The sequence below is a fragment of the Aeromonas veronii genome (assembly GCF_040215105.1).
In the GTDB taxonomy this organism is placed as follows: domain Bacteria; phylum Pseudomonadota; class Gammaproteobacteria; order Enterobacterales; family Aeromonadaceae; genus Aeromonas; species Aeromonas veronii_G.
On sequence record NZ_CP157875.1, the window covers coordinates 3,121,067 to 3,141,810 of the forward strand.

Consider the following 20,744-nt stretch of genomic DNA (forward strand, 5'->3'; position numbering starts at 1 on the left):
ACCCTGCCATTCCTCGCCGCGCCCTTGCCCATGGGGTCATTGCCAAGGGGTGCATAAGCACTTCACAACCCGGCATATCTCAATTAGCTCATTGATTTGTTGCTCTTTTTCTAAGAACCATAAGGCATGAGAGCGCGTTTCTCGTTCCTTCATTCCCAAGCGCGCTTTGGACAAAGATGTGGCTTCCAACACCCCAGACAAGGAAGTGCATCATGACAGCAAAAGGCATCTCTGTGTGGCTCGCGGCCTCCGTCCTGCTCAGCCAGTCCGCCCAGGCGGTGGACGTCACCGTCGCCTACCAGACCTCCGCCGAACCCGCCAAGGTGGCCCAGGCCGACGGCACCTTCGCCAAGGAGAGTGGCGCCAAGGTGGAGTGGCGCAAATTTGACAGTGGCGCCAGCGTGGTGCGGGCGCTCGCCTCCGGCGACGTGCAGATTGGCAATATCGGCTCAAGCCCCCTGGCGGTGGCGGCGAGCCAGAACGTGCCCATCGAGGTGTTCCTGCTCGCCTCCAAGCTCGGCGACTCCGAAGCGCTGGTGGTGAAGCAAGGACTCGCTAACCCCCAGGATCTCGTTGGCAAACGCATCGCCGTGCCCTACACCTCTACCACCCACTACAGCCTGCTGGCGGCCCTCAAGCACTGGGGGGTCGATCCGGCCAAGCTGCAGATAGTGAACCTGCAGCCGCCGGCCATCATTGCCGCCTGGCAGCGCGGTGACATCGACGGTGCCTATGTGTGGGCCCCGGCCCTCAACCAGCTCAGCAAGGAGGGCAAGGTGCTGACCGACTCGGCCCAGGTGGGGACATGGGGGGCGCCGACCCTGGATGTGTGGGTGGTCCGCAAGGACTTCGCCAAGGCTCACCCCGAGGTGGTGCAGGCCTTCGTGAGCAGCACGCTCGCGGCCCAGCGCGGTTATCTGGACAACCCGGAGGGCTGGCTGGCCCGGCCGGAGAACCTCGACAAGCTCTCCCGCCTGAGCGGTGTGCCCGAGGCGGATATCCCCGAGCTCGTCAAAGGCAACACCTACCTCGACGCCCGCGCCCAGAGCGCCGAGCTCGGCACCCTGGTGAACCAGACCATCGTCGACACCGCCCGCTTCCTCGAGGGGCAGGGCAAGGTGGCCAGGGCCGCCGACGACTATCGCCAGTTCGTCACCGACCGCTTCGTGAAAGCACTGCCTCAATAAGCCACAGGAGGCGAGTATGCTGCATATCTCTCGTGTGTCTGCCGAGTACGCTGGCAAGAAGGTGCTCGACAACATCAACCTCTCCCTCGCCGAGGGGGAGCTGATGGTGGTGCTCGGCCCCTCGGGCTCGGGCAAGACCACCCTGCTCAACCTGGTGGCCGGTTTCGAACCCTGCCGCCATGGCCAGATAAGCCTGGGGGGTGAGCCTGTCATCGGGCCCGGTGCCGAGCGCGGCGTGGTGTTCCAGAGTGAGGGGTTACTCCCCTGGCGCAACGTGCAGGACAACGTGGCCTTCGGCCTGCAACTGGCCGGGGTGCCCAGGGCCAGTCGCCATGAACAGGCGCAAGCCTTGCTGCGCCAGGTGGGATTGGAAGGCGCGGGCGAGCGCGCCATCTGGCAGCTCTCCGGCGGCCAGCGCCAGCGCGTCGGCATCGCCCGGGCCCTCGCCACCCGGCCGCAACTGCTGTTGCTGGACGAGCCGTTCGGCGCCCTGGATGCCTTCACCCGGGAGCAGATGCAGACCCTGCTGCTGCGGCTGTGGTCCGAGGCCCGCCGCCAGGTGCTGCTCATCACCCACGACATCGAGGAGGCGGTGTTTCTGGCCACCGACTTGGTGCTGCTCTCCCCCTCCCCCGGCCGGGTGCTGGAGCGGCTCTCCCTGAACTTTGGTCGCCGCTTTGCCGCCGGGGAGTCCAGTCGCAGCATCAAGTCCGATCCGGCCTTCATCGAGCGGCGGGAATACGTGCTCGGCCGGGTGTTTGCCGAGCGGGAGGCCTTCGCATGAACCAGACCCTGACCCAACCCCTGGCCACGCCCGCGCCCCATGCCACCCGCAGGCCGCTGCGCTGGCCCCTCGGTCGCCGCCTTGGTCTGAGCCTTGCGACCCTCACCGCCCTGCTGGCCCTCTGGTGGCTGGTGGCACGCCTTGGCTGGATTGACCCCCTGTTCCTGCCGCCTCCCGAGCGGGTACTGGGGCAGCTCGTCACCATCGCCGGGCCGCAAGGCTTCATGGACGCCACCCTGTGGCAACACCTGGGGGCGAGTCTGGGCCGCATCCTGATCGCCCTGGCGGCGGCCACGGTGTTTGGCATCGCCGCGGGCATCGCCATGGGGCTCAGCCCCACGGTGCGCGGGGTGCTGGATCCCCTCATCGAGCTCTACCGGCCGGTGCCGCCGCTCGCTTACCTGCCGCTGATGGTGATCTGGTTTGGCATCGGCGAGACCTCCAAGGTGCTGCTCATCTATCTGGCCATCTTCGCCCCCGTGGCCATGGCCACCCTGGCGGGCGTGCAGAGCGCCCAGCCGGTGCGACTGCGGGCGGCCCGCGCCCTTGGCGCTACCCGGATTCAGGTGCTGTGGCACGTGATCCTGCCGGGGGCCTTGCCGGAGATCCTGACCGGGATCCGCATCGGCCTCGGCGTGGGCTGGTCCACCCTGGTGGCCGCCGAGTTGATTGCCGCCACCCGGGGCGTGGGCTTCATGGTGCAATCCGCCGGCGAGTTCCTCGCCACCGACGTGGTGCTGGCCGGCATTCTGGTGATCGCGGTGATCGCCTTCGTATTGGAACTGGGCCTGCGCGCATTGCAGCGCAGGCTGACGCCCTGGCATGGAGAAATACAATGAATGACAACAAGCTGACCATCACCCCGCTCGGCCCCCACATCGGTGCCGAAATTGCCGGCCTCACGCTGGCCGAGCCCCTGAGCCAGGCGCAGTTCGAGCAACTCCACCGGGCCCTGCTCAAATACCAGGTGCTGTTTGCCCGCAACCAGCCCATCACGCCGCGAGCACAGCGGGCGCTGGCGAATCGCTTCGGGGATCTGCACATCCATCCCGTCTATCCCCACAGCGAGGAGGCGGAGGAGATCATCGTGCTCGACACCCATGACGACAACCCGCCGGACAACGACAACTGGCACACAGACGTCACCTTCATCGAGACGCCACCGGCGCTCGCCATCCTGGCCGCCAAGCAGTTGCCCCCCACCGGGGGAGACACCCTCTGGGCCAGCGGCATCGCGGCGCTGGCGGCCCTCTCCCCGCCCCTGCAAAAACTGCTGGCGGGGCTGGAGGCAGAGCATGACTTCACCAAATCCTTCCCCGCCCACCGCCATCAGGGCAGCGAGGAGGAGCGTCAACGCTGGCAGGCAGCGGTGGCCAGCAACCAGCCCCTGCGCCATCCGGTGCTGCGCACCCACCCGGTGAGCGGCCGCCAGGCGCTGTTCGTGAATGAAGGTTTCACCACCCGTTTGCCGGACCTGCCGGCCCGGGAGAGCGAGGCCCTGCTCGGCTTTCTGTTCGATCACATTCGCCGCCCCGAGTTTCAGGTGCGCTGGCGCTGGCAGAAGAACGACATCGCCATCTGGGACAATCGGGTGACCCAGCACTACGCCAACGCCGACTACCTGCCGGCCCGGCGGGTGATGCATCGCGCCACCATCCTCGGGGACAGGCCCTTCTGGCGAGCGAGCTGAAGAGCGCCGCTTTTCCCTGAAAAATGGTCATAAAAAAGCCCGCCGATGGGCGGGCTCTGGTCATGGCCTCATTCTGCGAGGTCGGCATCAGGCCTTGAGATCCAGCACGGCATTGAAGCCGCCGAAGATCATGCGGGCACCATCGAAGGGCATGGGCGGGTTGTCGGGGTTTTTCGGATCCATCCTGGGATCCTGCATCATCTTCTGCATCGCCTCGTCCCGGGTCGCCTTGTCCGGCCACTCCACCCAGGAGAAGACCACGGTCTCATCCTCCTTCGCCGCTACCGCGCGGTAAAAATCGGTCTGCTTGCCGTGTGGCACGTCATCCCCCCAGCACTCCAGCACCCGGATCGCACCGAGTTCGAGGAAGAGGGGATCGAAGTGTTTCGCATGATCGATCATGGCCTGCTTGTTCGCCGTGGGCACGGCGATCACGAATCCATCCACATATGACATGGGAGCGTCCTCCTTGCTTGGGGATTTCAGCATAGCAAGGGAGTCCGGCCACCGCCCCGAGCCTCAGGTGGCGATCAGCCGCTCCAGATCGCTGCGACTCAGGTGTTTGGTATCCACTTTCACATACAGAGAGCGCTCCTCGGCCACCAGCAGCACGGCGCTCACCCCGTCACAGGCGCGCACCTTCTGCTCGAGGGCCGGCGTGGGTGCGACACCCTCTGGCAACACGATGCGCAGGCTGCTCACATAGGGGGGCTCCTGCATGGTGAGGCTGACCCCGAACCAGAGCAGGGCCAGGACGGCGCAACCGCCAAATACCAAGGCTGCTCCCCCGATGCCGTAAAGCAGCCCGCCCAGACTGCCGCCGATGGCGACCCCGATGAACTGACTGGTGGAGTAGACCCCCATGGCGGTGCCCTTGTAACCCGGCGGGGACTCCTTGCTGATGAGGGACGGCAGCAATGCCTCCATCACGTTGAAACCGATGAAGAAGATCTGCAGCCCTGCGAGCAGGCCCCAGAGTTGCAGGCCCGCTTGCCAGAGCACCAGTTCGGCGATGAGCATCACCAGCACGCAGAGCTGGAACACCCGCTTCATCTGGCGGCGCTTCTCGGCATAGATGATGAAGGGCACAACGCTCACGAAGGCGATCAACATGGTGGCGAGATAGGCCTGCCACTGGTGCTCCCGCGCCAGCCCTGCCTGCTCCAGCAGTGGCGGCAGCGCCACGAAGCTCGACATCAGCAGGGTGTGAACGCAGAGGATGCCGAGGTTGAGTTTGAGCAGCCTAGGGTTGGTCAACACGGTGCGAAAACCGCCCCGCACCATGGCGGATTCGCGATTTTGCAGATGGGCCTCAGGCCTTGGCACCGCCCAGATCACCAGGGCAATGGCGGCCAGAGCCAGCAGGGCGATGAGCCAGAACAGGCCGGACAGGCCCAGGGCGTGGGTGATGAGGGGACCGGTCACCATGGCGATGGCGAAGGTGATGCCAAAGCTCACCCCGATGAAGGCCATGGCCTTGGTGCGGTTCTGCTCCCGGGTGAGATCCGAGAGCAGGGCCATGACGGCGGCGGAGATGGCACCACTGCCCTGCAAGGCGCGGCCGACGATGACCCCCCAGATGGAGTCGCTCAGGGCGGCGACGACGCTGCCGAGTGCAAACATCAGCAAACCGCCGACGATGAGGGGCTTGCGCCCGATGCGGTCGGAGAGCAGACCGAAGGGGATCTGCAGCAGGGCCTGGGTCATGCCGTAGATGCCGATGGCGAGGCCGATCAGTGCCTCGGAGGCGCCGGCCAGGGACATGCCGTAGGTGGTCAGTACCGGCAGCACCATAAACATGCCGAGCATGCGCAAAGAGAAGACGGAGCCGAGCGCCCAGGTGGCGCGTCGCTCGCCCCTCGTCATGGTGAAATCATTCATGATGGCCTCGATAGACAAGAAGAGAGAAGAAATCCGGACCCGTGACGTCTTGTATTCGTCCGCAGAAACCGGGCAATCACCCCGCACGGGGGCCACATAATAACAGAGCCGGGAAGGTTCCCGGCTCTGGATTCTATTGATTTTCCTGCGTCACATCACAGCGGTGAACCACAGCACTCAAGGCAGCATGGTCACCAGGACCGGCGCCGCATCGGGCTGGAAGTCTACCGACATCATCACGCTCAGGCAGGTGATGGTGACGATGGAGAACATGAACAGCTTGCGGGCCCAGAGGGAGTCATCCACCGCGGCCTTGTAGCCGGACAGCGCCATCCCCAACCACCAGACACTCACCGCCGTGGCGACGATCAGATACTTGTAACCGGCGTAACCGCCGAGGAACAGCATCAGGGTCGGCACCATGAAGGCCAGGATGTAGAGGGTGATGTGGTGTTTGGCCACCGAGATCCCCTTCACCACCGGCAACACCGGGATGTTGGCGGCCTGGTAATCCTTGAAGCGGAAGATCGCAATCGCATAGGAGTGCGGCATCTGCCACAGGCTGAAAATCGCCAGCAGGATCAGCGCCCCCGAGTCGAACTGGCCGCTCACCGCGCAGTAGCCGATGACCGGTGGCGCGGCGCCGGAGAGGCTCCCCACCAGGGTGCCATAGACCGAGTGGCGCTTCATGTAGAGGCTGTAGACCCCCACATAGACCAGGAAGCCCAGCACTGCCAGCAAGGCGGCCAACGGATTGGCCGCGAAGTAGAGCAGTGCAATGCCCGCAACACCGAGCACGCTCGCATACCAGAGCGAGACACCCGGTGCGATCAACCCCTTCACCAGCGCACGGTTCTTGGTGCGCTCCATGATGCAGTCGATGTCCCGGTCGATGTAGTTGTTGAACACGCAGCCGGAGGCGACCACCAGTGACACCCCGACCATGGTCAGGATGAACAGAGGGACGTCGAGGCTCCCCTTGGACGCCAGCAGGAACCCTCCGATAACCGAGATGAGGTTACCGAAGATGATGCCTGGCTTGGTCACTTGCAGGTATTGCTTCATCATCACATCAACCCGCTTAGTGAACCATCATGTTGATGTTGAGGTTGTACATGATCCACAGGGAACCCACCACGACTATGGCAATGATGAGCACGGTGAAGACCAGGGCCACCAGGTTCCAGCGCTCCTCGGAGGAGGTGTTCATGTGCAGGAAGTAGACCAGGTGCACGAAGATCTGCACCACCGCCATGCCGACCACGGTGCCGAGCACCACGGCGTGGGAGGCGGAGCCGTCCATCACCATCCAGAACGGGATGGCCGTCAGGATGAGTGACAGCACGAACCCTATCATGTAGGACTTGACGCTGCCGTGGCTGGCGCCGTGATTGTCAACAGAATGACTCATTTACATGACCCCCATCAGATAGACCACGGTGAAGACGCAGATCCAGACCACGTCCAGGAAGTGCCAGAACAGGCTCAGGCACATCAGGCGAGTACGGTTGCGCTCGGTCAGCCCCTTCTTGGTGATCAGCACCATCATCACGATGATCCAGATAAGACCGCTGGTCACGTGGATACCGTGGGTACCGACCAGGGTGAAGAAGGCGGAGAGGAAGCCGCTGCGATCCGGGCCCGCATCGTTGACGATGAGGTGGTGGAACTCGTAGATCTCCATGGCGATGAAGCCGGCACCGAGCAGGAAGGTCACGAACAGCCAGGTGTTGACGGCGGAGACCTTGTTCTTGTTCATCGCCAGCATGCCGAAGCCGAAGGTGATGGAGCTCAGCAGCAGCAGCATGGTTTCGGCGAACACGAACGGCAGTTCGAAGATGTCCTTGCCGGCGGGGCCGCCGGCAGTGCCGTTGACGAGAACCGCATAGGTTGCGAACAGGGTCGCAAACAGGATGCAGTCACTCATCAGGTAGATCCAGAAACCGAATACCTTGGTGGCACCGGCGTCATGGTGCCCATGATCGTCATGGGCGCCGTGAGTGTGATGGAGTACGTCAGTTGCCATAGCGTCAGGCTACCTTGTTGATGTTGTCGAAATGCTGACCTTCGATACGCTCGATCTCGTCAACCTGTACGTAGTAGTCCACATCGTCGTTGAAGCTGTGGATGATCCAGGTGGCGATCATGCCGACGAAGCCGGCGATGGCCATCCACCAGATGTGCCAGATCATGGCAAAACCGAACACCACGCTGAAGGCGGCGATGATCACACCGGCACCGGAGTTCTTCGGCATGTGGATGGGGGCATACTGGGCCGGCTTGCGGTAGGCGCTACCGTCTTGCTTGGCTTCCCAGAAGGCATCCAGACCCTTGACCTTCGGCTCGATGGCGAAGTTGTAGAACGGCGGCGGCGAGGAGGTCGCCCACTCCAGGGTACGGCCACCCCAGGGATCGCCGGTCAGGTCACGGTTCTTCTCGCGGTCACGGATACTGACCACGATCTGGACGACCTGGCACAGCACGCCGAGGGCGATGAGGCCGGCACCGCAGGCGGCAACCACCAGCATGCCGTGGAACTCGGGATCGATGTTCTGGCTGACACGACGGGTCATGCCCATGAAGCCCAGCACGTAGAGCGGCATGAAGGCCACGAAGAAGCCGACAATCCAGCACCAGAAGGCGCGCTTGCCCCAGACGTCATCCAGCTTGAAGCCGAACGCTTTCGGGAACCAGTAGGTGATACCGGCGAAGCAACCGAACACCACGCCGCCGATGATGACGTTGTGGAAGTGGGCGATCAGGAACAGGCTGTTGTGCAGCACGAAGTTGGCAGCCGGCACGGAGAGCAGCACGCCGGTCATCCCACCCACGGTGAAGGTGATGATGAAGCCGACAGTCCACAGCATGGGGGAGCTGAACTCGATGCGACCCCGGTACATGGTGAACAGCCAGTTGAAGATCTTCACCCCGGTCGGGATGGAGATGATCATGGTGGTGATGCCGAAGAAGGCATTCACGTTGGCGCCGGACCCCATGGTAAAGAAGTGATGCAGCCAGACGATGAAGGAGAGCACGGTGATGGCCACCGTCGCCCACACCAGAGAGGTGTAGCCAAACAGCTTCTTCTTGCAGAAGGTCGCCACCACTTCGGAGAAGATCCCGAACACCGGCAGCACCAGGATATACACCTCGGGGTGACCCCAGGCCCAGATCAGGTTGATGTACATCATCATGTTGCCACCCATGTCATTGGTAAAGAAATGGGTACCCAGGTAGCGGTCTGCAGTCAGCAGGGCGATGGTGACGGTCAGGATCGGGAAGGAGGCGATGATCAGGATGTTGGCGCACAGGGCAGTCCAGGTGAACACCGGCAGACGCATCATGGTCATGCCGGGGGCACGCATCCGGATGATGGTGGCAAAGAAGTTCACACCGGTCAGCAGGGTACCTAACCCTGAGATCTGCAGACTCCATATCCAGTAATCGACCCCGACGCCCGGACTGAACTCCAGTCCCGACAAGGGCGGATAGGCCAACCAGCCGGTCTGGGCGAACTCACCAACCCCGAGGGAGATGTTAATCAGCACCACGGCCGCGGCAGTAAACCAGAAGCTCAGGTTGTTCAGGAAGGGGAAGGCAACGTCACGGGCACCGATCTGCAGCGGCACCACGATGTTCATCAGGCCGATCACCAGTGGCATGGCCACGAAGAAGATCATGATGACGCCGTGGGCGGTGAAGATCTGGTCGTAGTGATGGGCATTCAGATAGCCTTCACCACCGGCGGAGGCCAGCACCTGCTGACCGCGCATCAGCACTGCGTCGGCGAAGCCGCGCAGCAGCATGACCATGCCCAGGATGAGATACATGATACCGAGGCGCTTGTGATCCACCGAGGTGAACCACTCTTTCCACAGGTATTGCCATTTGCCGTAATAGGTGATGAGCCCGGTCAGCGCCAGCCCACCCAGAATGATACCGACTATCGTGACCATGATGATGGGTTCATGGTACGGGACAGCCTCGAGTGTCAATTTTCCAAACATCAATTATTCCTCGGATCCTGCTTTCACACTCTTGTCAGCCATCGACGTGGCCATGTGTCCTGCATGCTCGTCATGATTCATGGCCGCGTGGTCCATGGTGTCCTCATTGGCGGACTCATGGTTCATGGCCTCGTGCTCCATGGCGCCAGCTTGCTTGGCGTCGTGGCCACCATGGGACATGCCGCCCATGAACTTGTTGATCACATTGACGAACAGCTTGGGATCGGCGCTGGCGAAGTACTCAACCGGGTGGTTTTCGCTCTTCTTGGCCAGCACATCGAACTCACCCATGGTGTTCAGTGCCTTGGAGGAGGCTTTCACCTTGGCGACCCAGGCGTCGAAACCGGCCTGATCTTGTGTCGCGATGGCGTTGAACTTCATGCCGGAGAAACCTGCGCCGCTGTAGCCGCCGGAGATGCCCTTGTACTGGCCTGCCTCGTTGGCGATCAGGTGCAGCTTGGTCTGCATGCCCGCCATGGCGTAGATCTGGCCACCCAGCTGGGGAATGAAGAAGGAGTTCATCACGGTGTCTGAGGTCACGCGGAAGTTGACCGGGGTGTTGACCGGGAAGGCCAGCTCGTTGACCGAGGCAATGCCCAGTTCCGGATAGACAAACAACCATTTCCAGTCGAGGGAGATGACATCGACCTGGATCGGTTTCACATCGGACTCCAGCGGCTTGTAGGGGTCGAGCGAGTGGGACGTTTTCCAGGTAATCACCGCCAGGATGGCGACAATGATGACGGGTACGGTCCAGACAACCGCTTCAATCTTGTTGGAGTGGGCCCAGTCCGGCGCGTAGGTGGCTTTGGTGTTGGACGCTCGGTATTTATAAGCGAACGCCACCGCCATGATAATCACGGGCACCACCACAATCAGCATCAAGCCGAGTGCGGTCAATATCAGTGATTTCTGCTCCAGACCGACTTGCCCCTTGGGGCTCATCAGAGCCATGTCGCAGCCGCTCAGCAAACCAGCAGTCGCGATCAACAGCAAAGCGCCCAAGCCCCTCTTCACATCAAAAGGTCTCATGCAATGTCCTCATCTTCCCAAGGCTTATTGGTATAATTAAAAAATGCAGCATTTTATTGCATCAGACAGGCATGTGAACAACATGAAAAATTAATCCCAAAATTGTTTTCAAGCTGATACAAACACACATTGAATGTTAATTACTTGACATCGACCAATTAACTCGGATCCCCGCCCAGCAATTCATCTCCCGTTAATTTTCTACACGGCCAAAAACGCTCACTAATTAAACAAAAACATCATTCATCCTTATATTTCCAATGGATAAACGGAAATCAGGGCCTCATATCGCTCCCTCACATCCGGCATTCTCATTACCAGTTCCTTGATCTGGCGCCATGAAACTATCACAAAAATATAAATTAATTAATCAAACGATCGTATGATTAACTTCTTGCATTCAAAAAAGAACCCATTTCCTCCGCAACCCCCTCCTTTTTTAGCCCCTCAAGGCGAAAAAAACGGGCCCCCTGCGGGGACCCGTCATCAGCACATTCTGCCGCCATTTCTCGTTAACACGATATTAACAAATGACATCTGATGTCAGTCGTGGGCATGCTCCATCCGGGTCGCGACCGCAACCCGATTCCAGGCGTTGATGGTGATGATCTGCATCAGACACTGGGCCAGCAGGGTCTCTCCGAGCAGGATCAGCCCCCGCTGATAGCTCTCCTCGCTGAGACCCTGTTCGGCGATCAGCGTCACCTCGTCGGTCAGGGCCAGCACGGCGCGCTCCCGCTCGTCGAACAGCGGGGATTCCCGCCAGGCAGCCAGCGCCAGCAGCCGCTGAGGGCTCTCCTGCTGCTTCAGTGCCACCGCCCCGTGCATCTCGATGCAGTAGGCGCAGCCGTTGATCATGGAGGCTCGCATCTTGATGAGCTCCTTGAGGGCGGGGGGGATCTCGGTAGTGCCGAGATAGGTTTCCAATCCTCGCATGGCCTGGATGGCGACGGGGATCTGGGTGGCAAGCTGGATACGGTGGGACATGACAAGATTCCTTCGATGAGCACCCCCATGGGCGATGAGGGCATTGTCCACTATCATTCAGATGAATAGAATATGGCCGTAATCGGCAACAGTTTTGCATTAAACGCAAAGGATGAGTCATGCTGGATCGCATCCGTATCCTGGCCCAGGTGGTGGAGTCAGGCAGCTTCTCCCGCGCCGCCCGCGCCCTCAATCTGGCCCCCTCCTCGGTCACCCGCACCATCGACGGTCTGGAGCAGCAGCTCGGTGTGCCGCTGTTCAAGCGCAGCACCCGCCAGCTGGTGTTGACCGATCAGGGGGAATACTTTCTCACCCGCTCCCTCCCCCTGCTGGAGGAGGCGGATCAGCTGGTGCAGTCCCTCCAGCCCCTGTCCGGTGCGCCGCAAGGGGGGCTGCGGGTGTCCGTGTTCGAGAGCTTCGGTGCCGCCTGGCTGGCCCCCCGGCTGCCCGCCTTCCTCGCCCGCTATCCCGGCGTGCGCCTCGAGATAGAGCTCGACAACCGGCTGGTGGATCTCGACGCCGAGAACGTGGATCTGGCCGTGCGCATCGGACGTCCTCTCGACAGCGGCCTGCACGCCCGCCGCCTGCTGGCGAATCGTACCCTGCTGGTCGCCTCCCCCGACTACCTGGCAACCCATGGGGAACCGGCCCACCCCGGCGACATTGCCAATCACAACTGCCTCATCCGCGGTCAGGGTCGGCAACGACAGCACTGGCACTTTCAGCAGGGGGCCGAGCGTCAGCGGGTCGCGGTGCAGGGCAATTTCACCTCCATCGGCGGTACCCCGCTGCTGTGCGCAGCCAAGGCGGGCTGCGGCCTGCTGCTGCTGTCGAGCTGGATGGTGCAGCAAGGACTGGACGAGGGGTCCCTGCTGCCCGTCCTGCCCGACTGGCAGGCATCTCCCTACGAGGATCGTCACGACGAGATCTATGCGGTGTTTCGCGGCGGACGCTTCTTGAAACCCCAGACCCGCGCCTTCATCGACTTCCTGATAGAGGTGATGAAGCCCCTGCAGGGGCCCCGTTGAGGGTGAAACGCCAACCCGCCAACAAGCAAACGCCGGGCAGCGGCCCGGCGTAGTCAGCATTTGAAAGAGTGAGTGGCGGCAGCCGGGCTCAGTGGGACTTACGCCCATCCGGACTCGGCGCCGGACCGCGATAATCACCATAGGGGAAGATGTTGCGCAGCCGCTGGGCCACGGGCTCAGGAATGGAGCGGGAGAAGACGAGGCGTACCCCGTTGCCATCCCGCTGCCCCAGTATGCGACCGCGCACCGGGTCATGCTGCAGCACCTGTTTGGCCTGCGTCAGGAAACGCGGCGGCACGGAGCCCCGCTTCACCACCACCTTGCCGGGGGCGAGCCGGATCTCGAACAGGGCGCCGCGCCCCAGCTTCATCAACCACCAGATCAGGGCTATCGCCACCACCAAAGACAACCAGGCCATCCGTGCTTCTCCTTGTATCCCATTGATGGCCTCAGTATAGGCCTCGCCGGCGGCCGATTATCGGGGGAGCATCACGCTTTGCCCATCACCGCTGGCCGCCCTGGCGACCCTTGCCCCAGGCCACCAGCGTCTCCCGATAGAGTGACAGCAGCGCCTGATCCCGCACCGCCACCCCGACCCGCTGGGCAGGACAGGCGGCCCACTCGTCGTGGGGATGGGACTTGCCATCGAATTTTTGCAGGGTGTGGCCGATGGCCGGCCCCTCACTGATGACCCGCACCGGCCCTTCCCGCAGGGTGAACAGGGCAGGATCGATGACATAGGCGATGGCGGAGGGATCGTGCACGTGACAACCATCCAGGCCGATGCGCTCGGAATAGAAGCGCAGGTAGAAGCGGCTCACATCCCACAGGAAGCGGCCCGGCTCCCCGGCTTCGCTGCGCAGGGCGTCCAGATAGGCGCTGCTGAAGAAGCTCTGCTGGGTCACGTCCAACCCGATGATCACCACGGGCCAATCGGCGGTGAACACCCGATCCGCCGCCTCGGGATCGTCGTGAATATTGGCCTCCGCATAGGGGGTCACATTGCCACGATGGCCGTTGACGCCAAAGGCGCCGCCCATCACGACCACTTCTTTCACCAGCCCGGTGATCTCGGGGGCCGCTTCGAGCGCCAGCGCCAGGTTGGTCAGCGGCCCAATGGTCACCAGGGTGATCTCGCCGGGCGCCGCCTTCAGCGCCTCGACGATGTATTGCCAGGCGGGGCGAGCGTCCGCCTTGATGCTCACCTCTCCGGCCTGCACATCTCCAAAGCCGGTGGGGCCATGCACCACCGTGGTCGGGCCGACCGGCTCGCGTTTGAGCGGCGCCGCGGCGCCCTGGACCACGTCGGCCTTCATGCCATATTGCTGCTTGAGCCAGAGCGCGTTGTGGGTGCCGTTTTCGATGGTGGCATTGCCAAATACCGTGGTGATGGCCATCAGTTCGATGGCGGGGTGAGCCTCGGCAAACAGTATTGCCATGGCATCGTCGATGCCGGGATCCGTATCCAGAATGATCTTGTGAGTCATGGTGCCTCCATACAGCGAAGCTGCCAGTGTAGCGAGTCGAGAGCGCTTTAACAGCGTCGCCATCACAGCCTCGGGGTTTCATGGGAACAAGGCCCGGAGTTGGCGACAGATTGCTCAATCCAGCGCCATCAGGAGGACACCGACCACCGAAACTGCTCCCCTTCTTCCCGCCATTGTCCAGTAAATGGCCAACCGGACGGGCCCGATGGCGGCTCGCCTTGTGGGGCCGCGGCCGGGATGGTATCACTTGGCCTCATCCCTTGATTGCCACAAAGAGGCCCACAGTGATCACCCTGATCAAAGAGTCTGACCAGTTGAAGATGCCCTGGAAGAACAAGCAGGGCACCACGGCCCAGATCCTCATCGCCCCCAAAGGGAGCAGCCTGGAGAAGCTCGACTTTGACTACCGCCTGAGCTCAGCCCCCATCAAGGGGCCGGGCCCGTTCTCTAAGTTCCCCGGTTATCAGCGCATCCTGCTGCCCATCAGCGGCGCCGGTTTCGTGCTCAACGGCCACCCCTATGCCACCCATGAGGCCGCCCATTTCAGCGGTGACGACGAGACCCACTGCGAGTTGCTGAAAAAAGAGGTGATGGATCTGGGGCTTATCTATGACCCCGAGCGCATCAGCGCCAACCTGCGGGTGCTCAACCTCCCCTTCACCTTGAGCCTGACGCTGGAGGCGGACAAGACCTATCTCTGCCACCTGCTGAGCGGCCAGTTGGAGGTTGATGGCAAAGCCGTGGCGGTCAATGAAACCCTGGTCATCACAGGGGAGGAGAGCATCCGCTTCGAGTGCCAGAAGAAGACCACCATCGCCTTCTTCACCCTGCAAGCCAGCGAGCAGGCGCAGGCCGCAGGCTGAAGGCGGCGTTGCCCTGATTGCTAGCACCGAACGCCAGAGACAAAAAAGCCGGGAGAACCCGGCTTTTTATCGGCATCGTCAAACGCCAGGCGGCTTAACCCACCTTGAAGGTACCCTTCATCATGGCGAAGTGGCCGGGGAAGGAGCAGAAGAAGGTGAGATCCTTGCCCGCCAGCCCCTCGGTCTTGAAGGTGACGCTGGTGCTCTCGCCACCGCCCACCAGCTTGGTGTGCGCCAGGATACGGGCATCGTCCTTGGGCAGGTAGTCGTGATCGGCGCCGGCGCTCATGCCTGCGGTGGCGACCGCCTGATAATCGGCGGTGTTCGACAGCACCCAGTTATGCCCCATGGCCGTCACCGGCATCTTGCCCGAATGGTGCAAGGTGATGGTCACTTCCTTGCAGGTAGCCGGAACACTCATCTCCTTCAGGTTGAACTGCATGGCATCATTGCCTTCAATCGCCAGGGCGCATTCGTCTGCCTGGGCCGGTGCAACCATGCCCAGGGCGGTCAGTGAACCAAGAAACAGCAGGGTAATGGCCTTTTTCATCATCTTCTCCTTCGATTGGCTATGGATGGCAACACGCTTGCCTGCAGACTCGCCTCGGCGATGGGCAAAGATGCTGTCGTAATCGATCTTCATTCTACCGGACTGTCATCAATCGACGATGGCTTTTGCTCAAAGCTGCGGACCAGGTCACTCGTCTGAGGCTCATTCTCGGCCACCGTGCGACAGCATTTTCTGATCAGAGTGCCACACCGGTTAATTATTTTCCGCCCCGAGCGGGCAATAAACTCGTCAGCACGGACCGGGTTGGCTAAGCTGCCCGCCCGGATTTCATTGCTTATGAGCGTAGTCGATGTCGTTTTCCGCACCGCTTTCCCCCCTTCGCCACGGTGCCCTGCTGGCCCTGATGCTGCTGCTCAGTGCCTGCCAGCCGAGCCCCACCCAGACGCGAATCCAGGGCAATACCATGGGCACCTACTTCGTGGTGACCATCACGGATACCTACCCGGGTGGAAAGCCTGCGCTGCAAAAAGAGGTCAACGCTCTGCTGGCCCGGATGAACAAGGAGATCTCCACCTATGATCCGGACTCCCTCATCTCCCGCTTCAACCTGGGACCGGCCAACGCCCCCACCCTAATCCCGGCCACCATGGCCAAGATCGTGCAACAAGGCATCGATGTCGGTCACCTTACCGGCGGCAAGCTAGATGTGACCGTGGGGCCCCTGGTCAACCTCTGGGGCTTCGGGCCGGACAAACGCCCGGTCAAACGTCCCTCCCCCGAGCAGATAGTCCGTGCCCGCGAGCGGGTCGGCATCGACAAACTGGGTCTGACGCCACAGGGGGATCACTTCCTGCTCACCAAGCGCATTGCGGACCTCTACCTCGATCTCTCCACCCTGGGAGAAGGGGCTGCGTCTGACGAGATTGCCGCGCTACTGGAGCGCAAGGGGGTCGACAACTACCTCATCGAGGTGGCGGGGGCCGTGCGCAGCAAGGGCCACAACAGCCAGGGCAACCCCTGGCGTGTCGCCATCGTCGAACCCTCAGGCAAGCCAGGCACCATCGAAGACGTCGTCACCCCCAACGGCATGGGGCTCAGCACCGCCGGCAGCTATCTCAACTATTACGAGCTGGACGGCAGGCGCTATTCCCACATCATCGATCCCGCCACCGGCGAACCCGTGACCCACAAGCTGGTCTCCGCCAGCGTCATCACCAAGACCACCCTGGAGGCCGATGCCCTGGACACGGCGCTCATGGTGATGGGGCCCGAGCAGGCCATGAGCTTCGCGCGTCGCCATCATCTGGCCGTCTACCTCATCGTCAAGACGGAGCAGGGTTTCGAGGCCAGATACACCCCGGAGTTTGCCCCCTATCTCTCCGCCAAGCCGCAAACCGGCGCCACCAAGCCCGTTTCCTGAGCGAGACGGGGCCAACCACAGCTCCAGTTGCGCACTTTCCTGCCGGCAAGGCACGGATTTGTGAGGGACGACACGGGCAATTGCGCCGCCGGATTGCCTGTCTGCGGGCTTTGGTGGCACACTTCCCTCATCCCATCCCAGCGCCCTGATCCAGACAGATGCAGACTCCCGAGCCAGAGAAAAAAGCCCAGCCCAAGCCCAGACGCATACTGTTGGTCAACGAGCAGCGCTCCTTCCAGATGATGATGAAGGCCATGCTGCTCAACATCGGCATCAATCGCATCACCTACATCAACTCCGCCGAGGAGGCCAGACGCCGCTGCCAGAAAGAGACCTTCGACATCTATCTGCTGGACTATGAGCTGGGCAGCGGGGAGAACGGTCGCCAGCTGCTGGAGAGTCTGCGGGATCAGAAGCTCATTCCGCCCCAGAGCGTGGTGATCATGGTCAGCAGCGACGGCTCCCGGGCCATGGTGCTGAGCGCCCTCGAGGCCGAACCCGACGAATACCTGATGAAGCCCTTCTCTCAGGAGCAGTTCTCGTTTCGCTTGAAGCGCGCCCTCGCCCGCCGCCAGGCCCTGGAGAGCGTCTTTACCGCCCTCACCCAGGATGATCTGCCGGCCCTGATTGAGGCGTGCGCCGCCCAGGCCGATCGGGTGCCCCGCTTTGCCAACTTCTGCCGCTGTCTGCAGGCCAACACCCAGCTCAAGCTCGGTCAGGCGAGGGAAGCCCGCAGCCTGATGCGCCAGTTGCTGGCCGGACAGGAGAACAGCTGGGCCCGGCTCACCCTTGGCAAGGCCTGCCATACCCTCGCGCTGCATGAGGAGGCGGTGAGCCACCTGCAGGTGACCCTGAAAAATGCCCCGTTGATGGTGGAGGCCTACCTCTGGCTGGCGGAGTCCCAGCTCGCCCTCGGCAACAGCGATCTGGCCCAGCAGGAGCTGCGCCGGGCGGTGGACATCTCCCCCCAGTCCGTCCAGCTCTCCCGCCGGCTGGCCGAGGTCTGCCTGCTGCGCCACGACTACGGTCAGGCCAAGGATGTGTTGCTCTCCCTCATCGATCTCTCCCGCAACTCCATCCACCGCACCCCGCACTATCTGGGAGCCTACATCCAGACCCTGACCCTCTATGCCCTCAACAGCAACGACGGTTACCACATCGCCAACCTGCAAAAGCAGGTGAATTCGGCCCTGTCCCGCATTCGCGACTCCCTGATGATGGCGGAGTTCAACTACCCGGTGTTCGAGCAGATCTGCCAGGCCAGGGTGCAGATCGCCCTCGGTGAACTGCTCAGGGGCAAGAAGATGCTCTACCGCGCGAACCAGAACTGGCTGGATCAACCCGAGACCATGCCCCCCGCCCTGCTGGGAGAGACCATATTGGCGCTCTATCAGCTCGGCGAGTTCGAGTACGCCGAGAGTCTGCAGGCCCTGCTAGCGGAGGATGAAGACAGGCTGCTCACCACCTGCATCCAGGTTACCCGGGATGACAAGACGGTGCAGGAGCGCCGCCAGCGCTACCAGCAGCTCAACGAGCTGGGGATCAAGGCCTATCAGGGTGGAGAGCTGGAGCAGGCCCTCAGCCACTTTCGCGAGGCCCTGCGCCGCACCCCGGCCAACACCGGGGCGGCCCTCAACAAGATCCAGGTGCTGTTGCAACTGATGCAGAAGAACCGCAAGAGTCCAGAATTTGGCGCCGAGTGCCGGGAGACCCTGGAGGTGCTGGAAGGCATTCCCTTGAATCCCGCCCAGCAGGAGCGTTTTCGCAAGCTGCGCCAGGAATATAACCAGCTCAACTAAGCGCCTCCCGTCCCCCCTCACCTATGCTGATACCAGTTCAGCGAGGGAGAGGACAGCATGGCAATGTGCCGGTATCTGGTGGCCGATGGCCGCCACTGCAGCGAAGAGGCGGGAGATCAGGATCTGTGCCGCTGGCACGACCCCAAGGGGGATCATCAATCCCCCGGCACCCTTCAGGCGCTGGAAAACTATGTGCGCCAGGGGGGTCTGTGCCACGGCTTGCAACTGGCCAGGGCCGAGCTCGCTGACCTCAACCTGGTGAACAAGCAAGGTCCCCAGGGTTTCTTGCTGGAGCAGTGCAACCTCTATCGCGCCAATCTGCGCGGCGCCCACCTCTACGGCCTCAGGATTCACGGCGGCAGCCTGATGAAGGCCGACCTCAGCGAGGCCAACCTGCACTGCGCCGAGCTGCACGACGTGAACCTGCTCGGCATCCGCTGGAAGAACACCCGCCTCGACAACCTGGATACCGGCAAGCGGCTGATGCAGGACAGGAAGGGGCGCCGCGAGCGGGATCCAGCCCAGGCCCGCGTCTGGTTCAAGGAGGCGGAAGAGACCTACCGGGATCTGCGCAAAGCCTCAGAGGCCCAGGGCATCTTCACCATGTCCGGTCGCTACATCCAGCAGGAGCTCACCATGCGCCGCCTGCAGATGCCGTTTTGCTCCTACCAGCGCTTCGCCTCCTGGATAGTGGATCTCTTCTGCGGCTACGGCGAGGCCCCCATGCGGGTGGTGCTCTTCTCCCTGCTGCTCATCTTCATCTGCAGCATCTTCTACTTCTTCTTTGGCCTGAGCTTCAGCGGCAATCATCTCATCTACCAGCCACAGGCGAGCCTCGAGCAGAACGCCTTCTTCCTGCTCGAGTGCCTCTACTACAGCGTGGTGACCTTCACCACCCTCGGCTATGGGGACTTCACCCCCGTAGGCCTGTCGCGGATCGTCGCCGCCTTCGAGGCCTTCACCGGCAGCTTCACGCTGGCGCTGTTCGTGGTGGTGTTTGTCAAGAAGATGACCCGTTGACCCGCCACTGTTCAGGGACTGGCCTCTGGCCCGCCCCGCACTTGCATCCGGGGCGGATCCCGAGTTCAATAGCCACTAATAAAAACGACATGAGCATCCCGACATGAAGATCATCTCTTTCAATATCAATGGCCTGCGTGCCCGTCTTCATCAGTTGCAAGCCATCATCGACAAGCATCAGCCGGATGTGATCGGCCTGCAGGAGATCAAGGTCCACGACGAGGCCTTCCCGGTAGCCGACGTGGAGGCCATGGGGTATCACGTGGCGTTCCACGGCCAGAAGGGCCATTACGGGGTCGCCATCATGAGCAAGCAGGCCCCCATCGAGGTGCAAAAGGGCTTCCCCACCGATGAGGAAGATGCCCAGCGCCGCATGATCATGGCCAGTTTCAAGCGGGAAGACGGCTCCATCATCAAGGTGATGAACGGCTACTTCCCCCAGGGGGAGAGCCAGGATCACGAGACCAAGTTCCCGGCCAAACAGAAGTTCTACGAGGATCTGCAGCACTATCTCGAGACCCACCACAGCCCGAGCGACCAGATAGCGCTGATCGGGGATATGAACATCTCCCCCACGGATCTGGACATCGGCATCGGCGAGGCGAACCGCAAGCGCTGGCTGCGGGACGGCAAGTGCTCCTTCCTGCCCATCGAGCGGGAATGGATGGAGCGCCTGAAAGGCTTCGGCCTGACCGACACCTTCCGCGCCGCCAACCCCACCGAGTGCAAGCGCTTCTCCTGGTTCGACTACCGCTCCCGGGGTTTTGACGAGAACCGGGGCCTGCGCATCGATCTCATCATGGCATCCGATGCTCTCAAGGACACCGTGACCGAGACCGGCATCGACTACGAGCTGCGCGGCATCGAGAAACCCTCGGATCACGCCCCCATCTGGACCTGCTTCGCCTGACACCAGATCCTCTCTGGCTGACAGACGCCACACTCGTCAAACAAGGCACCCCTGGGGTGCCTTGTTTGTTGCAACAGAGCCCAGGCAGGGACATCTCGCCCCCATGGCTCGCCCTCACGGTGCGTCGCCACGACTTTC

The 20,744-nt window shown here is 62.1% G+C and carries 21 protein-coding genes; 10 read left to right on the forward strand and 11 right to left on the reverse strand.

Annotation, left to right across the window (positions count from 1 at the left end; translation table 11 throughout):
- The first annotated feature begins 212 nt into the window (after window positions 1–212).
- The 4 genes from tauA to tauD are packed head-to-tail and all read left to right on the forward strand — an operon-like array spanning window position 213 to window position 3,661.
- Complete coding sequence (gene tauA, locus ABNP46_RS14300) at window positions 213–1,187, forward strand: taurine ABC transporter substrate-binding protein (protein ID WP_349918668.1); 975 nt, start codon at window positions 213–215, stop codon at window positions 1,185–1,187.
- Between the two features lie 16 nt (window positions 1,188–1,203).
- Window positions 1,204–1,971, forward strand: a complete 768-nt coding sequence (gene tauB / locus ABNP46_RS14305; RefSeq protein WP_349918670.1) for a taurine ABC transporter ATP-binding subunit — start codon at window positions 1,204–1,206, stop codon at window positions 1,969–1,971.
- Window positions 1,968–2,810 (forward strand): taurine ABC transporter permease TauC, encoded by an 843-nt coding sequence (gene tauC, locus ABNP46_RS14310; protein WP_349918672.1) that lies wholly within the window; start codon window positions 1,968–1,970, stop codon window positions 2,808–2,810. The genes tauB and tauC overlap by 4 nt, the downstream gene beginning before the upstream one ends.
- Window positions 2,807–3,661 (forward strand): taurine dioxygenase, encoded by an 855-nt coding sequence (tauD, locus tag ABNP46_RS14315; RefSeq protein ID WP_349918673.1) that lies wholly within the window; start codon window positions 2,807–2,809, stop codon window positions 3,659–3,661. Before tauC ends, tauD begins: the two co-directional genes overlap by 4 nt.
- 87 nt (window positions 3,662–3,748) lie before the next feature.
- Here tauD and ABNP46_RS14320 read toward each other — a convergent pair whose 3' ends face one another.
- The 8 genes from ABNP46_RS14320 to ABNP46_RS14355 all read right to left on the reverse strand — a co-directional run bounded on the left by ABNP46_RS14320 (window position 3,749) and on the right by ABNP46_RS14355 (window position 11,568).
- The gene (locus tag ABNP46_RS14320) at window positions 3,749–4,117 is read right to left on the reverse strand and encodes a DUF1428 domain-containing protein (RefSeq protein ID WP_349918675.1); all 369 of its coding nucleotides are present in this window, start codon (window positions 4,115–4,117) and stop codon (window positions 3,749–3,751) included.
- 63 nt (window positions 4,118–4,180) lie between these two features.
- Entirely contained in the window at window positions 4,181–5,542 is a 1,362-nt protein-coding gene (locus ABNP46_RS14325; RefSeq protein WP_349918676.1) for an MFS transporter, read from the reverse strand.
- Window positions 5,543–5,719: 177 nt separating this feature from the next.
- A complete protein-coding gene (gene cyoE, locus ABNP46_RS14330) occupies window positions 5,720–6,613 on the reverse strand; it encodes a heme o synthase (RefSeq protein WP_349918677.1) in 894 nt (297 codons plus the stop codon).
- A gap of 10 nt (window positions 6,614–6,623) precedes the next feature.
- Window positions 6,624–6,953 (reverse strand): cytochrome o ubiquinol oxidase subunit IV, encoded by a 330-nt coding sequence (locus ABNP46_RS14335; protein WP_349918678.1) that lies wholly within the window; start codon window positions 6,951–6,953, stop codon window positions 6,624–6,626.
- A complete protein-coding gene (locus tag ABNP46_RS14340) occupies window positions 6,954–7,568 on the reverse strand; it encodes a cytochrome o ubiquinol oxidase subunit III (RefSeq protein ID WP_349918679.1) in 615 nt (204 codons plus the stop codon).
- Between the two features lie 4 nt (window positions 7,569–7,572).
- Window positions 7,573–9,549, reverse strand: coding sequence for a cytochrome o ubiquinol oxidase subunit I (cyoB, locus tag ABNP46_RS14345; protein WP_349918681.1), 1,977 nt, complete (start codon window positions 9,547–9,549; stop codon window positions 7,573–7,575).
- 3 nt (window positions 9,550–9,552) lie between these two features.
- Entirely contained in the window at window positions 9,553–10,581 is a 1,029-nt protein-coding gene (cyoA, locus tag ABNP46_RS14350; RefSeq protein ID WP_349918682.1) for a cytochrome o ubiquinol oxidase subunit II, read from the reverse strand.
- A 543-nt stretch (window positions 10,582–11,124) separates the two neighbouring features.
- Window positions 11,125–11,568, reverse strand: coding sequence for a carboxymuconolactone decarboxylase family protein (locus tag ABNP46_RS14355; protein WP_349918684.1), 444 nt, complete (start codon window positions 11,566–11,568; stop codon window positions 11,125–11,127).
- Window positions 11,569–11,687: 119 nt separating this feature from the next.
- Here ABNP46_RS14355 and ABNP46_RS14360 point away from each other — a divergent pair, with 119 nt between their 5' ends.
- Complete coding sequence (locus ABNP46_RS14360; RefSeq protein WP_349918685.1) at window positions 11,688–12,596, forward strand: LysR family transcriptional regulator; 909 nt, start codon at window positions 11,688–11,690, stop codon at window positions 12,594–12,596.
- A gap of 88 nt (window positions 12,597–12,684) precedes the next feature.
- Here ABNP46_RS14360 and ABNP46_RS14365 read toward each other — a convergent pair whose 3' ends face one another.
- Complete coding sequence (locus ABNP46_RS14365) at window positions 12,685–13,014, reverse strand: DUF3634 family protein (protein ID WP_349918686.1); 330 nt, start codon at window positions 13,012–13,014, stop codon at window positions 12,685–12,687.
- 85 nt (window positions 13,015–13,099) lie between these two features.
- Entirely contained in the window at window positions 13,100–14,083 is a 984-nt protein-coding gene (locus tag ABNP46_RS14370; protein ID WP_349918687.1) for a nucleoside hydrolase, read from the reverse strand.
- A gap of 284 nt (window positions 14,084–14,367) precedes the next feature.
- Here ABNP46_RS14370 and ABNP46_RS14375 point away from each other — a divergent pair, with 284 nt between their 5' ends.
- Window positions 14,368–14,946, forward strand: a complete 579-nt coding sequence (locus ABNP46_RS14375; RefSeq protein WP_349918688.1) for a HutD family protein — start codon at window positions 14,368–14,370, stop codon at window positions 14,944–14,946.
- A gap of 94 nt (window positions 14,947–15,040) precedes the next feature.
- Here the strand turns inward: ABNP46_RS14375 and azu are convergent, their stop codons facing one another.
- Window positions 15,041–15,496, reverse strand: coding sequence for an azurin (azu, locus tag ABNP46_RS14380; RefSeq protein ID WP_349918689.1), 456 nt, complete (start codon window positions 15,494–15,496; stop codon window positions 15,041–15,043).
- 310 nt (window positions 15,497–15,806) lie between these two features.
- On the opposite strand from azu, the gene ABNP46_RS14385 reads away from it, so the two are divergent.
- The 4 genes from ABNP46_RS14385 (at window position 15,807) to xthA (ending at window position 20,606) form a co-directional block, all read left to right on the forward strand.
- Window positions 15,807–16,877: an FAD:protein FMN transferase gene (locus tag ABNP46_RS14385; RefSeq protein WP_349918690.1), complete on the forward strand. Its 1,071-nt coding sequence runs from the start codon at window positions 15,807–15,809 to the stop codon at window positions 16,875–16,877.
- A 158-nt stretch (window positions 16,878–17,035) separates the two neighbouring features.
- Window positions 17,036–18,676 carry a response regulator gene (locus ABNP46_RS14390; protein ID WP_349918691.1) on the forward strand — a complete coding sequence of 547 codons (1,641 nt, stop codon included), beginning with the start codon at window positions 17,036–17,038 and terminating at the stop codon, window positions 18,674–18,676.
- Window positions 18,677–18,733: 57 nt separating this feature from the next.
- Window positions 18,734–19,696, forward strand: a complete 963-nt coding sequence (locus ABNP46_RS14395; protein WP_349918692.1) for an ion channel — start codon at window positions 18,734–18,736, stop codon at window positions 19,694–19,696.
- A gap of 103 nt (window positions 19,697–19,799) precedes the next feature.
- Window positions 19,800–20,606: an exodeoxyribonuclease III gene (gene xthA / locus ABNP46_RS14400; RefSeq protein ID WP_349918693.1), complete on the forward strand. Its 807-nt coding sequence runs from the start codon at window positions 19,800–19,802 to the stop codon at window positions 20,604–20,606.
- Window positions 20,607–20,744: the final 138 nt, after the last annotated feature.